The 15,006-nt window shown below is 71.4% G+C and carries 12 protein-coding genes and 1 pseudogene; 8 read left to right on the top strand and 5 right to left on the bottom strand.

Annotated elements, in window-relative coordinates:
• Positions 1-164: 164 nt before the first annotated feature.
• Positions 165-1,859: a hypothetical protein gene (locus tag ABT294_RS17425; protein ID WP_350806739.1), complete on the top strand. Its 1,695-nt coding sequence runs from the start codon at positions 165-167 to the stop codon at positions 1,857-1,859.
• 186 nt (positions 1,860-2,045) lie between these two features.
• Here the strand turns inward: ABT294_RS17425 and ABT294_RS17420 are convergent, their stop codons facing one another.
• Positions 2,046-2,399, bottom strand: a complete 354-nt coding sequence (locus ABT294_RS17420) for a YciI family protein (RefSeq protein ID WP_350807087.1) — start codon at positions 2,397-2,399, stop codon at positions 2,046-2,048.
• Positions 2,400-2,625: 226 nt separating this feature from the next.
• Here ABT294_RS17420 and ABT294_RS17415 point away from each other — a divergent pair, with 226 nt between their 5' ends.
• Together ABT294_RS17415 and ABT294_RS17410 are read left to right on the top strand one after the other, a co-directional pair.
• Complete coding sequence (locus ABT294_RS17415) at positions 2,626-4,167, top strand: MFS transporter (RefSeq protein ID WP_350806738.1); 1,542 nt, start codon at positions 2,626-2,628, stop codon at positions 4,165-4,167.
• Positions 4,168-4,259: 92 nt separating this feature from the next.
• Complete coding sequence (locus ABT294_RS17410) at positions 4,260-5,057, top strand: alpha/beta fold hydrolase (RefSeq protein ID WP_350806737.1); 798 nt, start codon at positions 4,260-4,262, stop codon at positions 5,055-5,057.
• Positions 5,058-5,167: 110 nt separating this feature from the next.
• Here ABT294_RS17410 and nuoH read toward each other — a convergent pair.
• The 3 genes and pseudogenes from nuoH to ABT294_RS17395 form a co-directional block, all read right to left on the bottom strand.
• Positions 5,168-6,245 (bottom strand): annotated as a pseudogene (gene nuoH, locus ABT294_RS17405) (NADH-quinone oxidoreductase subunit NuoH).
• Between the two features lie 56 nt (positions 6,246-6,301).
• Positions 6,302-7,102, bottom strand: a complete 801-nt coding sequence (locus ABT294_RS17400) for a helix-turn-helix transcriptional regulator (RefSeq protein WP_350806735.1) — start codon at positions 7,100-7,102, stop codon at positions 6,302-6,304.
• Positions 7,103-7,313: 211 nt separating this feature from the next.
• Positions 7,314-7,925: a TetR/AcrR family transcriptional regulator gene (locus ABT294_RS17395; RefSeq protein ID WP_350807085.1), complete on the bottom strand. Its 612-nt coding sequence runs from the start codon at positions 7,923-7,925 to the stop codon at positions 7,314-7,316.
• Between the two features lie 82 nt (positions 7,926-8,007).
• Between ABT294_RS17395 and ABT294_RS17390 the strand changes: the two genes are divergently transcribed.
• Complete coding sequence (locus ABT294_RS17390) at positions 8,008-8,415, top strand: VOC family protein (protein WP_350806733.1); 408 nt, start codon at positions 8,008-8,010, stop codon at positions 8,413-8,415.
• A gap of 229 nt (positions 8,416-8,644) precedes the next feature.
• Positions 8,645-9,262, top strand: coding sequence for a beta/gamma crystallin domain-containing protein (locus ABT294_RS17385; RefSeq protein ID WP_350806731.1), 618 nt, complete (start codon positions 8,645-8,647; stop codon positions 9,260-9,262).
• On the opposite strand, the gene ABT294_RS17380 is transcribed toward ABT294_RS17385, so the two are convergent.
• Positions 9,251-10,522, bottom strand: coding sequence for an MFS transporter (locus ABT294_RS17380; protein ID WP_350806730.1), 1,272 nt, complete (start codon positions 10,520-10,522; stop codon positions 9,251-9,253). The two genes, ABT294_RS17385 and ABT294_RS17380, sit on opposite strands and share 12 nt — an antisense overlap.
• A 170-nt stretch (positions 10,523-10,692) precedes the next feature.
• On the opposite strand from ABT294_RS17380, the gene ABT294_RS17375 reads away from it, so the two are divergent.
• The 3 genes from ABT294_RS17375 (at position 10,693) to katG (ending at position 14,988) form a co-directional block, all read left to right on the top strand.
• The gene (locus tag ABT294_RS17375; RefSeq protein ID WP_350806728.1) at positions 10,693-12,132 is read left to right on the top strand and encodes an MFS transporter; all 1,440 of its coding nucleotides are present in this window, start codon (positions 10,693-10,695) and stop codon (positions 12,130-12,132) included.
• 153 nt (positions 12,133-12,285) lie between these two features.
• On the top strand, positions 12,286-12,723 hold the full coding sequence (locus ABT294_RS17370; protein ID WP_350806727.1) for a Fur family transcriptional regulator: 438 nt from the start codon (positions 12,286-12,288) through the stop codon (positions 12,721-12,723).
• Between the two features lie 33 nt (positions 12,724-12,756).
• Positions 12,757-14,988: a catalase/peroxidase HPI gene (gene katG, locus ABT294_RS17365; RefSeq protein ID WP_350806726.1), complete on the top strand. Its 2,232-nt coding sequence runs from the start codon at positions 12,757-12,759 to the stop codon at positions 14,986-14,988.
• Positions 14,989-15,006: the final 18 nt, after the last annotated feature.

Below are 15,006 nucleotides of genomic sequence, written 5' to 3'. Positions count from 1 at the left end.
CCTCCCCCTTCCGCGCGAGCACGCGCACGGGACGCGAGGAGCCCGCTCATCACGACCCACGCATAACCCCCGCATAACCAAAAGTGGTGACGGGCGCGTTAGCGCGCTCTTGCTGAACTTCCCCGCACCGGCGGAACATCCCGCCGGCGGACGAGGGGGAGATCATGCTGACCGTTGCCCGGCCCCGCACGCCGCGACGCACTCACGTGAGCGGGCCCGCAGGCCGGTCGCCGGGATGGCTCCTGGCCGGGGGGTTCCTCGCGCACGTGGTGCTGCGGCTGTGGCTCTTCAGGTACCACGCGGGCCCGGTCGCCAATCCGGACGAGACCGGCTACCTGATCGCGGCACGCTGGCTGGCGGGCGGCCCCGGGGCGGACTTCACCGGCTCCACGTTCTATCAGGGCGGCTACGCGCTGCTGCTGGCGCCGATCTACTGGTTCACCTCCGACCCCGCCACCGTCTACCGGGCGGTGGTCGTCGCCGGGTCGGTGGTCGCGGCGGGCGCGTACCCGCTCGCCTACCTCGGGTTGCGGCGCCTGGAGCTGGGCAGGCGGGCGGCGCTGGTCCTGGCGTTCGTCGCGGCGCTCGCGCCCGCGTTGCTGCTGTTCTCGGGGCTGGCGCTGGCCGACGCGATCCTGCCCACGGTGCTGCTCGGCTGGCTGCTCGCCGTCCACGACCTCGCGCGGAGCGGGTCGGCGCGGGCGGGCGCGGTGGCCGGCGGGCTGGCGGCGTTCGCCATGGCCGTGCACCTGCGGGGCACGGTCGTCCTGGCGGTGTATGTCGTGGTCGTGGCGGGGCTGCTGGTCGCCAGGCGGGTGCCGCGACGGGCGGGGCTGGTGTCGCTCGGCGTCGCGGCCGCGGTGGCGGCGGCGGGCAAGGTCCTGAACGACGCGCTGTCCTCCGCGCTCTACCCGGGAGGGCCGCGCGACCTGTCGGGGCTGCTGGCGTCCCGGCTCACCGGCGTCGAAGGGCAGGCGTGGGCGCTGTCGGGGGCGGTCGGCCAGCTCTGGTATCTGATCGCCGGCACCTGGGGGCTGGCCGGGATCGGCCTGGCGGCCGCGGTCGCGCTGACGGTACGGCGGGGCGCGCCGTTCGCCCTCCGCGTCACCGCGGCGACGCTGCTGGTCACCACGCTGGGCATCGCGTACGCCTCGTCGGCCGCGCTGCCGGACGAGCACCGCGTCGGCAACTACGTCTACGGGCGGTACCTGGCGTGCGTCGCGGTGGCGTGGCTGCTGGCGGGCCTGGTCGTGCTCGTCCGGGCCCGCCGCGCGGCCGTCCTGCGGTACGCGGCCGTGGCGGCGGGGCTGCTCGCCGCGACCGGTGGCGTGGCCGCCTGGTACGCCGGAGACCGGCTGCGGCGCTACGCGTTCATCGCCTTCGACTTCCCGGAGGTGTCGTTCCTCAGCGGCGTGCGGGACTCGCTGGACATGGTCGCCGCCTCGGCGGTCGCGCTGGCGCTGCTGGCCTGCCTGGTCGTGGCGGCCCTCGTCCCGCGCAGGACGCTGACGGTGGTGGCCGCGCTGGCGGCGGTCAACGTGGCGTTCGCCGTGGATCTGGCGCCGAAGTCGGCGCCGGCGGGAGGCCGGGACTGGCTGCCCGCCCCGCCGCCCGGCCGGGTGGCGGTCGACTCGCGGGTGCCATGGAACGTCTGGGTCCCGCTGACGCACCGGGTGTGGTGGACGAAGCTGGAAAGGTACGACGGCGAGCACCAGGCTCCTCCCGCCGGCGCCTGCACCGCCGTGGTGCCGCCCACGGCGGGTCCGCCCCCGGCAGGCTGGACGTCCTCGGGCGACGGCGGTACCCACCAGGGCTGGACGAGCTGGTCAGGCCCTGGCTGCGACCGTCGACACCCCTGACGCCGTGACCTCGGCGCGGACAGACCGGCGGCGCGCCTCGGCCCGCCGGAAGTACCCGGCCGTGGCCTGGTCGCGGCCAGACCGCCGGAAGTACCCGGCCGTGGCCTCGTCACGGATCGGCCGCCGGCCTGTCCCGGCCCACCGGAAGCGCCTGGCCACGGCCTCCTCCGGCGGGCCGGGCGAGCGTCACACCTGCGGCCCGGACTGGTGCACGACGGGACGGACCTCCATCGCCCACTGCCGCGCGTCGGGCCAGCGCGCAGCGATCTCGACGGCCCGGTCGGGCGTGTCGCACTCCACCAGCAGGTAGCCGGCGAACTGCTCCTTGGCCTCGACGTACGGCCCGTCGGTGATCGCCGGGACGCCGTTGCGCACCCGCACCGTCCTGGTCTGGGACGGGTCGGCCAGCGCCTCACCCCGGATCAGCTCACCGGACTCGGTGAGCTCCTTCATGATGGCGTCGACCTCCCCCATCAACGTGTCGCGCTCGGCCTCGGACATCTCGTCGACGAACCCCGGCCGGTTATGGATCAACAGCATGTACTTCACGGTTCACTCCTTGCGCTGAGCTCCGGCGTCCCTTCGGAAGCCTCTCGTGAGGTGGGTCGGAGCCGCCTCGGCGTCCTCGACATCGTCGCGGAAGAAGAATTCTGCCTTTTCCCGAGCCTGTCCCCTGCCCGATGTCGATCCCGCGACGCCCGCTCCGACTCCCTTGCGTCGGCGCCCGCTGGGCGCCGAGACCGTCAAGGACAAGAGAGGCATCATCGTGCAGGACATAGCGTCGGCAGCCGCCCCGACACGGGCCGGACTGCGGGAGTGGCTGGGGCTGGCGGTGCTCGCCCTGCCCACCCTGCTCGTGGCAGCGGACATCACCGCGCTGTTCATGGCGCTGCCGCAGCTGAGCGCGGACCTCGGCACCAGCGGTGTCGAGCAGTTGTGGATCGTCGACATCTACGGCTTCATGGTGGCCGGCTTCGTGACCACCATGGGGACCCTCGGCGACCGGATCGGCCGGCGCCGCCTCCTGCTGGCGGGTGGAGCGGCGTTCGGCGTCGGCTCCGTGCTGGCCGCGTACTCGATCAGCCCGGCCATGCTGATCGCCTGCCGGATCCTGCTCGGCATCGCCGGCGCCACCCTGATGCCCTCCACCCTGGCGCTGATCACCAACATGTTCCGCGACGCGAAGCAGCGCGGCGCGGCCATCGCCGTATGGGCCACCTGCCAGTTCGCCGGCGGCGCCCTGGGCCCGGTCGTCGGCGGGATACTCCTGGAGCACTTCTGGTGGGGCTCGGTGTTCCTGCTGGCCGTGCCGGTGATCACCGTGCTGCTCCTCGCCGGCCCCGTGGTGCTGCCCGAGTACCGCGGTCCGGACGCCGGCCGCCTGGACCTCACCAGCGTGGCCCTGTCCCTGCTGGCGATCCTGCCGATCGTCTACGGGATCAAGAACCTCGCCGCCGGAACCGATTCGCCGACGGAGCCGATCGCGGCGATCGTGGCCGGAGGCGCGTTCGGGGTGGCGTTCGCCCGGCGGCAGCTGCGGCTCGACCACCCGCTGCTGAACCTGCGCCTGTTCGCGCAGCGGCCGTTCACCCTGGTCCTGACCGCGCTCATGCTCGCGGGCGTCGCCATGGCCGGTACGGGCCTGCTGGTCACCCAGTACCTGCAGACGGTTCTCGGATACGCGCCGGCCCAGTCCGCGCTGTGGTTCGCGCCCATGGGGCTGGCCGTCGCCCTGGGCACCCTGCTGACCCCGGCCCTCACCCGGTTGATCACCCCCAAGACGGCCATCGCGGGCGGGCTGGCCCTGTCCGCCGTGGGCGCGGCGCTGCTCGCCGGGGTCGGCAGCGGCGACGGCCCCGCGATGGCGGTGGCGGGAGTCACCGTCCTGGCGCTGGGCACCGGCCCACTGTTCGCGCTCGGCACGGCCATCGTCGTCGGGTCCGTCCCGCCCGAGAAGGCCGGGTCCGCGGCGTCGATGTCGGAGACCGCCAACTACCTGGGCGGGACGCTCGGCATGGCCGTCCTCGGCACCGTCGCCGCGACGATCTACCGTCAGCGGATGGCCGGCGCCGTCCCGGCCGACGTCCTCGGGGAGGCGGCGCGGCGCGCGCAGGAGACGGTCGCCGGCGTCGGCGCCGCGGCGGCGGGCCTCCCTCCGGCGGACGCCGCCGCCCTCGTCCAGGCCGGACACGACGCGTTCACCGGCGGCCTGCACGCCGTCGGGCTGATCAGCGCCGCCCTGTTCGCCGTCCTCGCCGCCCTCATCGCGGGCCTGTTCCGGCCAGAACCATCAGCCCAGCACGGGTAGCTCGCTTTCGGTGGTGAGCGCTGCGGTGAGTTTCGCCCTCGGCCGGAGTCCTACCGTCGTCAACGACGACCTTCAAGGAAGGACACCCGGCCATGACCACCACCCGCACCCTCGACATCCCAGGCGGACGCCTTCGCTACGAGATCCGCGGCAGCGGACCGCTGCTGCTGGTCGTGGGGGCGCCGATGGGCGCGGCGGCCTTCGCGCCACTGGCCGACGCGCTCGCGGCCGACCACACCGTGCTCACCCACGACCCGCGGGGCATCGCGGGCAGCCCGCTCGACGACCCCGAGCAGGACTCCACCCCCGAGCTGCGGGCGGACGACGTCGCCGCCCTCCTGGACGCCCTCGGGGCCGAGTCCGCCGACGTGTTCGGCAGCAGCGGCGGCGCGGTGACGGGCCTCGCGCTGGTCGCGCGGCATCCGGGGCGGGTGCGGACACTCGTCGCGCACGAGCCGCCCCTGCTGGAGCTGCTTCCCGACGCCGCCGAGCGACGCGCCACGGTCGAGGACATCGTCGCGACCTTCCACCGGGAGGGGCACGAGGCGGCGTGGCGGAAGTTCATGATCAGTTCCGGGTTCGACGAGGACGCCGCGCCCCCGCAGCAGGGAGAGCCGTCGCAGCAGGACCTCGCCGACAGCGCCCGCTTCTTCGCCCACGAGCTGCGCGGCACCACCCGCTACGTGCCCGACGTGGCCGCGTTGACGGCCGGCCCGGCCCGTGTCGTCGTCGGCATCGGCGCCACCTCGGGCGGCCTGGTCACGCACCCGACGTCCACGGCGCTGGCCGAGCTGCTGGGCACGCCGCCGGTCGTGTTCCCCGGCGACCACGGCGGCTTCCTCTGGAAGCCGGTGGAGTTCGCGGAGGTGCTGCGGAAGGCGCTGTCGTAGGGCCTACCGGGAGTTCGTGGGGGCCGCGGCGCGGGTCATCTCGACGATGATGGCCCGGCGTCCGTGGTCCCTCCACACCCCGTTGACGAACTGGAACCTGTCCGAGGCGCTCACGGCCGGGGAAGGCCGTGGTAGTGCGGCAGGTCTAGCGGTGGCACAGGGAAGCCGCCGGCCGTCGGCTCGTTGGACAGCACCTTCCAGCCCAGCGACATCAGCTGGTCGTAGCGCACGCGCGGCAGCGAGGCCCGCACCCACACGATGAAGCTGAAGGTCAGCACGAACTTGATGAAGAACCACAGCACCGGCCACCAGCCCTGGTCGGCGCCCTCCCACAGCGAGATCGGGAACGGCGCGCGCCAGCCGCCCAGAAACAGCGTGACGGCGATGCCGGCGGCGGTGAAGGTGTGCAGGTACTCCCCCATCATGATCAGGGCGAACTTCAGTGACGAGGAGTACTCGGTCTGGAACCCGCCGACCAGCTCGCCCTCACCCTCCGGCAGGTCGAACGGGATGCGCGCGGCCTCACCGAACATGCAGATCACGTAGACCAGGAACGAAGGGATCAGCAGCACCGCGAACCAGGTCTGCTCCTGCGCCTTGACGATCTCGGACGTCGACAGCGTCCCGGCGAACAGGAAGACGGCCACGAACGACAGCCCCATCGCGATCTCGTAGGAGACCACCTGGGCCGCCGAGCGCAGACCGCCGAGCAGCGCGTACGGCGAGCGCGACGACCACCCGGCCAGCACCACGCCGTAGACGGACACCGCACCCATGGCCAGCATGAACAGCACCGCCACCGGCAGGTCCACCAGCTGCAGCGGCGTCTGCACGCCGAACAGGTTCACGACCGGCCCGAACGGCACGATGGAGAAGGCCAGGAACGCCGGCCACCATGATGACCGGCGCCAGCAGGTAGAGCACCCGGTCCACCGTGCGCGGGAGGATGTCCTCCTTCAAGCCCATCTTGATCGCGTCGGCGACCGACTGCAGGAGGCCGAACGTGCCGGCCCGGTTGGGGCCGTAGCGGTGCTGCATCCGCGAGATCAGCTTGCGCTCGAACCAGACCCCGAAGACGACTCCCAGCGCCAGAAAGAGGAACAGCGTCACGGCCTTGACGAGGGTGATCCACAGCGGGTCCTTGCCGAAGTCGGCGAGGGTGGGATCGGTCGCGAGAACGCCTGCCATGACGTGTTGCCCTTCCTCTCCCCCGGCACTCGTTCGGTCCGGAGTGGAAGGTCACGCTAGCCGGTGAGCCGATCGGTGTATTGAACGAATGCGAACAGCTGCTTCGGTGTCATCTGCGCCATCGCCCGGATCTCGCGGGTGAGGTGAGGCTGGTCGGCGTAACCGCAGGCGACGGCCTCGTCCAGGGTGGCCGAGGGCCGTCTCCACGTGTCCATGGCCCGCTGGAATCGGGCGATCCGGGCCACCGTCTTGGGCGACAGTCCCACCACCCGGCGGAATCCGAGCTCGACGTAACGACGGCTGACGCCCAGCTCACCGGCGAGGGACCCGATGGTGGGCGGGCCAGACGGCTCCTGCAGCCGCCGCCAGGCGTGCATGATCAGGTCGTCGGGGTTGGCGTCGGGGCGCAGCCACGCCGTCAGCCGCTCCTCCAGCAGGCTGAAGCGGTCCGCCCAGCTCGCCGACGCGATCAGCCGGTCGGTCAGCTCCGCGGCACGGGTGCCGAGGAGATCTTCCAGCTGCGCGGTCGTGCCGGCCACCTCGCATATGGGCGTCCCCGTCAGCGCCGACATCCCGGCGGGGGTGAGCCCGACCGCCACCCCGTGACGCCACGGCGTATGGGCCGAGAACGTCGCCGTGGCGCGGGGACCGGTGACGATCGGGCCCCTGCCGGTGAAGTCGATGATCAGCGTGGCCACGTTGAGCGGCAGCATCCGGCTGGGGTGGGCGGGCTCTCCCGCCCGGGTGCGAAAGCCCGCCCACCCCAGCACGTACGGGCGCAGGTGCGGCGGTGACAGGCGGGTGATCATCTGGTACGGCTCCGCCTGCGGCTGCGTGGGGAGCGAATGAATCGCCATCACACCAGCAAGCCTGCCCTAGTACGTCCGCGCCGACGAGGTGTCCGGGCTGCGTGGCGCGGGCCCGCGGACGGGTTCACTCTCCTCCCCTCGGCCGAAGGCTCCGTTCGGTTGCGCCACTGGCGCGACTCGAAGTCCTGGAGACGAATGCGGCGACGGGCCACGCGTGGCCCCTGGGGAAGGTAGGGGCGCGGCAGACATCGCTGCGATCTCATGCGGCCTCTCCCTGCGACGGCGTCGGCGGGTGGCGTAGCGACTCCAGCAGTCGTGACAGCGCCGCCAGCGTGTCGGCCAGGTCGTCCGGGCCGGCTGACTGGGCGAGCCACAGGACGGCCTCGTTCATCGCGCCCGACAGCAGGCGGGCCAGGGGCGCGACCGGCTGGCGGGCGATGGCGCCCTCCTCGACCAGCGTGGTCAGCGCCTCGGCCAGGTGCCTGGCGGACGTGGCCTCGTCGATCGCCCGCCACTCGTTCCAGCCCAGCACCGCGGGGCCGTCGATCAGCATGATCCGCTGGACCTCCGGATCGGCGCCCGCGCTCACGAAGGCGGCGCATCCCGCCTTGAGCTGCGACCAGGGGTCGCCTGCCGCCTCGGCGGCGGCGGCCACCCGCGCCGCCACCTCCTGCTGGACCTCTTCCAGGACGGCGCGGAAGAGATCGGCCTTGCCCTCGAAGTGGTGGTAGAGCGCCCCCTTGGTCACCCCCGACTCGCGCACGATCTCGGCCAGGCCGACCGCGGCGTAGCCCTTGCTGGTGAACAGCCGTCTGCTCTGGGCGATCAGCGTCCGTCTCGTGCGCTCCCGCCGCTCGGCCCTGGCCGTCATCTCCACGTCCCCACGTTGACATACCGATGGTATGTCAATAGCGTACCCCGACATACCGTCGGTATGCGAAATAGAGGTGACCATGGAACTCAGCAGTTGCTATCCGGTGATCTGCACGGCCCGCCTGGCCGAGTCGCGAGACTTCTACGTCCGCCTGTTCCGGTTCGAGGTGACGTTCGAGGCCGACTGGTACGTCAGCCTGCGGCGCGGACCCCACGAACTCGCCCTGCTCGACCACACGCACCCGACGCTGCCCGAGCCGTACCGGGCGCCGGCCAGGGGCCTGCTGCTCAACTTCGAGGTCGCGGACGTCGACGCCGAATGGGAACGCCTCGTCGCCGGCGAAGGACTGACTCCCGAACTGGAGTTGCGCAGCGAGGACTTCGGCCAGCGGCACTTCATCGTCGCCGACCCCAATGGAGTGCTGGTGGACGTCATCACGCCCATCACCCCGTCCGAGTCGTACGCGGCCCAATACGCGTCCACGTGAGTGCGATTCAGTCAACCTCCGCACTCAGCCCCTCAAAGATCACCAAAAGGGGATGACGTCCACGTTTCACCGCCATCAACCACGGAAAGTAGCTGATCAGTTACTGATCGTGGCGGGAGTTCGCCGAAATCCGGCCGTATCAGCAGGGACGCCACCGGCTGCGGCACCGGAACAAGGAGCCGGCGATCGTGCACCACCAGCCCGCCATACTTCACGAAAGGACGGGCGCATGGAGCAGACCCAGGTGTGTTTCTACGAGGACGCCAACTACTCCGGCAAGGAGCACTACTACAACGAGAACGACGACGTGACGTTCACCTACCCCGAATACCTCAACGACCGGTTCAAGTCGGTCAAGGTCGGCGCCCTGGTGAAGGTGTTGGCCTGGCAGCACAGCGACGGCGGCGGCAAGCACGAGGTCTGGGAGAAGGACTGCCCCGACATCAGCGCCATCGGCGGCCTGTCGAAGTTCAAGATCATCGCTAACAGCACCCAGGCCGTCGCCGTCCGGTTCGAGAACAACGTCGGCACCGGCCGCTACTGCCTGTACGTCAAGGCGGCGGGCGTCTCCGACGGCATGGTCAAGTCGTGCGCCGACGACCGCGAGTTCAAACTGATCGGGATCATGCCGGCCGGCGGCCCCGCTGTGACGACCGCCGTCTACGTCCGCGACGAGAAGACCGGCGAGTACCTGGACCCGGTAGGGTCGCTGCATTTGCGCTGGAACGACGAGACCAAGCAGGTCGACGTCGCCGACAGCACCAACTTCCCCAGCTACCTCAAGTGGGAGAGGGCGACGGGCAACCGGTTCGTCATCTCGCTGGAGAAGATCCCCTCACTGGCCTGACCTGGCACGACGGGCCCCGCCGGGAGCGTGACCGGCGGGGCCCGCCCGCGTCAGCGGGCAGGTCTCGACGTCCGAGGCGCGTCCCGGATCGACGGCCTCGCTGCGCGCAGCCGGGGTCCGGGTGGCCGCGGCGGACGCGACCGCGACCAGGGCGAGGCCGGCGAGTGCCGCCGCCGCGCCGGTGCTCCCCGCGTCGAAGAGCCGCCCCACGGCCAGTCCGCCGGCCACGGTGACGGCCCCCGCCAGGAAGCCGAGCACCCCGAAGTAGGCCCCGAACCGGTGCGCGGGCGCGTACCGCGCTATGGCCTGGAACACCGCGGGCTGCGTCAGGCCGTTGCCCAGGCCGTTGAGGGCTGCCGCCGCGAGCAGCACGACCATCGGCCCCCCGCCCGCCGGGACGGCCATCAGCACCAGATAGCCCGCGCCCGAGCACAGCAGCCCGGCCCGCAGGACCCACGGCCGGCCGGCGCGCCCGTGGGCGGCGCACCACGGCTGCACGGCGCTCGCGACCGCCGCCACCACACACAGGAACACCGTGGTCGCGCCCGATCCGACGTCCTTGAGCGGGACCACGGTCATCACCTGGTCGGCCAGCAGCGTGCTCGGCGCGGCGGCCACGGCGAAGCGCAGGAACGTCCGATCTCTGGCCGCCGTGGCCGCGCCGTCGAGCACGCCCGCCGGCCGCGCGGCGGCACTCCGGTGGGGCAGCAGCAGGAAGAGCAGGGCGGCGACGGCCCACGCCGCCGCTGCCGCACCCGCCAGCGTCCCGAACCCGCCCGCCAGCAGCGCCAGCCCCGCGGGTGGGCCCGCCACCGCCGCCACCTGGCCGGCCGCCACGTACGCGGCGAACCCGCGCGCCCGTCCGGTGGGGGCCACCCCCGCGAGCAGCGACTGGGCGGCCGGGTGGAACAGCGCGCCTCCCGCGCCGAGCAGGACCGCCGCCCCCAGCAGCTCCGTGAGCCCGCCCGCCGCGCCCAGCAGCGCGAACCCGGCCGCTCGCACCGCGCAGGCCAGCGCCCCGGCGCGGGCCGGGCCGATCACGTCGGCGACCGCCCCGACCGGCAGCAGCAACCCGTACTGGACGGCGATACGCACCCCCAGCACCAGGGTGATGGTGCCGGCGAGCAAGCCGAGATCGTGCCGCAGATGCGCCACCAGGTGCGCCATCACCGCGAAGAACCCGAGCGAGATGGCCAGCTGCACGCTCACGATCACGGTCAGCGCCTGGCGGTCGGAGGCGGCTCGGGCGGGCTTGGGCATGTGTCAGGCTTCCTGGTCGGCAGGGGTGCGGCAGCTCACGCGCGACGGTGTGCCGGCCTGTACGTCGAACGCGAACTCTAGCGGGGAGTCGTTCGGCCTGGCCTCCGGCGGGGGCGGACGGACCGGCGGCCCCGGTTTGATCGTCCGGGTGCGGGTAGCGGGTGACGTCCATGAGCGACGTGGAGACCGGCACCATCAGTACCAAAGTGCCCGCCCGGCTGGACCGGCTGCCGTGGTCACGCTGGCACTGGATGATCGTCATCGGGCTCGGCACCGTCTGGATCCTCGACGGGCTCGAAGTCACCATCGTGGGCAACCTGTCGGCCCAGCTCGCCAAGCCTGGCAGCGGCCTGGACATCACCCAGGCGCAGGTCGCGGGCACGGCCGCCGCGCTCTACGTGGCCGGAGCGTGTACGGGGGCGCTGTTCTTCGGCTGGCTGACCGACAGGTACGGCAGGAAGAAGCTGTTCCTCATCACGCTCGTCGTCTACCTGGTGGCGACGCTGATGACCGCGCTGTCGTTCAGCGCCTGGTGGTTCTTCCTGTTCAGGTTCCTGACCGGATTCGGCATCGGCGGCGAGTACGCGGCCATCAACTCGGCCATCGACGAGCTCATCCCGAGCCGCCACCGAGGCAGGATCGACATCATCATCAACGGCAGCTACTGGCTCGGCGCCGCGGGCGGCGCGCTGCTGACCGTCCCGCTGCTCAACCAGTTGCCGGTCAACGTCGGCTGGCGGGTCGCGTTCGGCCTGGGCGTGGTGCTCGGCATCGCCATCCTGTTCGTCCGGCGGCACGTGCCGGAAAGCCCCCGCTGGCTGTTCATCCACGGACACGCGCGCAAGGCGGAGGAACTCGTCGACGAGATCGAACGCAAGCTGGACCGGGACCTGCCGGAGCCGAAGGGCTCGGTGACCATCCACCAGCGCAGGTCCATCGGGTTCGTCCGCATCGCGCACACGATGGTGGCGCGCTATCCCAAGCGCACCGTCCTGGGGTTGTCGCTGTTCGTCGGGCAGGCGTTCCTGTACAACGCGATCACCTTCGGGTACGCCCAGATCCTGTCGACGTTCTTCAAGATCGACACGTACACCGGCTACTACTTCGCGGTCATCGCGGTCGGCAACTTCCTCGGCCCGCTGCTGCTCGGCAGGCTGTTCGACACGGTCGGCAGGGTACCGATGATCTCGGCCACCTACATCGGCTCGGGAGTGCTGCTGCTCGGCACGGCCTGGCTGTTCGCCCAGGGGGCGCTCACCGCCGTCACGCTGACCGCCTGCTGGTCCGCGGTGCTCTTCGTCGCCTCGGCCGGGGCCAGCTCCGCCTACCTGACGGTCAGCGAGATCTTCCCGATGGAGACCAGGGCCATGGCCATCGCGTTCTTCTTCGCGGTCGGCACCGCGGCGGGCGGCATCGCCGGGCCGCTGGTCTTCGCCGACCTGGTCTCTACCGGCGTCCCCGGCGACACGGCCCTGGCGTTCACGATCGGCGCCCTGATCATGATCGCGGCCGGGCTCGTCGAGGTGTTCCTCGGCGTCAAGGCCGAGCGCAAGGGGCTGGAGGAGATCGCGGCGCCGCTCACGGCGACGTCGGTGGAACCTTCCGGATGACGCCGGGATCGAGTCGCCTCGAGCCCGGCACGCTCTACGGCGCGCTGATGCTCCTGGAACGGTGCGTCACGCCACAACACGGCATATGAGGCCATAAACTTGGACTATTCCTTATCTTGTACTATTCGTGTTTATGGGGGTAGGTTTGTCGCTATGACCGCACCCACGACTCCGACCACCGCCGAGGAGCTGCGCGGTGTCGGCCTGCGGGTGACGGCCGCCCGCGTCGCGCTGCTCGAGACCGTCCGGGACGGCGACCACCTCGACGTCGAGGCGCTCGCCTCCGGGGTGCGCGATCGCGTGGGCCATGTCTCCCTTCAAGCCGTGTACGAGGCCCTCCACGCGCTCACCGCAGCGGGGCTCGTACGCCGCATCGAACCGGCCGGCAGCCCGGCCCGGTTCGAGGGACGCGTCGGAGACAACCACCACCACGTCGTGTGCCGGTCGTGCGGCGTCGTCGCCGACGTCGACTGCGCGGTCGGCGAGGCGCCCTGCCTGAGCTCATCCGACGACCACGGCTTCTCGATCGACGAGGCCGAGGTCATCTACTGGGGCCTGTGCCCCGCCTGTTCCACCGGCGGCAGTTCCTGAGCACTGTGATCCGCCTATTCCGGAAGGATTCCCATGTCTGAGAACCATGATGCGATCGTCACAGACCCGAAGACAGAGGGTGAAGGTGGCTGCCCGGTCGCGCACGGACGCGCCCCGCACCCGACTCAGGGCGGCGGAAACCGCCAGTGGTGGCCGGATCGGCTGAACCTGAGGATCCTCGCCAAGAACCCCGCCGTGGCCAACCCCTTCGGCGAGGAGTTCGACTACGCCGAGGCGTTCCAGAGCCTCGACCTCCCGGCCGTGAAGCGGGACATCCTGGAGGTGCTGACGACCTCGCAGGACTGGTGGCCGGCCGACTTCGGTCACTACGGCCCGCTCATCATCCGGATGGCCTGGCACAGCGCGGGCACCTACCGGATCAGCGACGGCCGCGGCGGCGCCGGAGCCGGGCAGCAGCGCTTCGCCCCGCTCAACAGCTGGCCGGACAACGCGAGCCTGGACAAGGCCCGCCGTCTGCTGTGGCCTGTCAAGAAGAAGTACGGCAAGAGCCTCTCATGGGCCGACCTCATGATCCTCTCCGGCAACGTCGCCCTGGAGTCGATGGGATTCAAGACCTTCGGCTTCGCCGGCGGCCGCGCGGACGTCTGGGAGCCCGACGAGGACGTCTACTGGGGTCCGGAGACCACCTGGCTCGACGACGAGCGTTACACCGGCGACCGTGAGCTGGAGAACCCGCTCGCCGCGGTCCAGATGGGCCTCATCTACGTCAACCCGGAGGGCCCGAACGGCAACCCGGACCCGATCGCCGCGGCCCGCGACATCCGTGAGACGTTCCGCCGGATGGCGATGAACGACGAGGAGACCGCTGCCCTGATCGCTGGTGGTCACACGTTCGGCAAGACCCACGGCGCCGGCCCGGCCGAGAGCGTCGGCCCGGACCCCGAGGCCGCCCCGCTCGAGCAGCAGGGTCTCGGCTGGAAGAGCACGTACGGCACCGGCAAGGGTGGCGACGCGATCACCAGCGGTCTCGAGGGCATCTGGACGAACACTCCGATCACCTGGGACAACAGCTTCCTCGAGATCCTGTACGGGTACGAGTGGGAGCTGTTCAAGAGCCCCGCCGGGGCGCACCAGTGGCGGCCGAAGGAGGGCGCCGGAGCGGGCACCGTCCCCGACGCCCACGACTCGTCGAAGAGCCACGCCCCGACGATGCTGACGACCGACCTCTCGCTCCGGTTCGACCCGGTCTACGAGCAGATCACGCGGCGCTGGCTCGACCACCCCGAGGAGCTCGCGGAGGCGTTCGCCAAGGCGTGGTACAAGCTGACCCACCGCGATATGGGCCCGAAGGTGCGCTACCTCGGCCCGGAGGTCCCGTCCGAGACGCTGCTGTGGCAGGACCCGCTGCCCGCGGTGACGCACGAGCTCGTCGACGCCGCGGACATCGCCGCCCTCAAGGGCCAGATCCTCGCCTCGGGCCTGTCGGTGTCCCAGCTCGTGTCCACCGCGTGGGCGTCGGCCTCGTCCTTCCGCGGCAGCGACAAGCGCGGCGGCGCCAACGGCGCGCGCATCCGCCTCCAGCCGCAGAGCGGGTGGGAGGTCAACGACCCCGACCAGCTGGCGACGGTGCTGCGCACCCTGGAGGGGATCCAGCAGGCCTTCAACACCGCCCAGACCGGCGGCAAGCAGATCTCGCTCGCCGACCTGATCGTGCTCGCCGGCGGTGCCGCCGTCGAGAAGGCCGCCAAGGACGCCAGCTTCGACGTCGCGGTCTCCTTCACGCCGGGCCGCGTGGACGCGGCGCAGGAGCAGACCGACGTGGAGTCGTTCGCCGCGCTCGAGCCGATCGCCGACGGGTTCCGCAACTACCTCGGTAAGGGCAACCGGCTGCCGGCCGAGTACCTGCTGATCGACCGGGCGAACCTGCTGACCCTGAGCGCCCCGGAGATGACGGCCCTCGTCGGCGGCCTCCGCGTCCTGGGCGCGAACTCCCAGCAGTCGCCGCTCGGCGTCTTCACCACGACCCCCGGGTCCCTGACCAACGACTTCTTCGTCAACCTGCTCGACCTGGGCACGACGTGGAAGGCGACGTCCGAGGACGCGAACACCTTCGAGGGTCGCGACGCCGCCACGGGCGAGGTCAAGTGGACCGGCAGCCGTGCCGACCTCGTCTTCGGGTCGAACTCCGAGCTGCGCGCGCTCGCGGAGGTCTACGCGAGCGATGACGCGAAGGAGAAGTTCGTGAACGACTTCGTCGCGGCGTGGGACAAGGTGATGAACCTCGACCGGTTCGACCTCGTCTGATCAGGACGTCTGAACAGG

The sequence above is a fragment of the Nonomuraea sp. NPDC000554 genome (genome assembly GCF_040300065.1).
Taxonomy (GTDB): domain Bacteria; phylum Actinomycetota; class Actinomycetes; order Streptosporangiales; family Streptosporangiaceae; genus Nonomuraea.
This window is presented reverse-complemented; position numbering and strand designations above follow the sequence as displayed.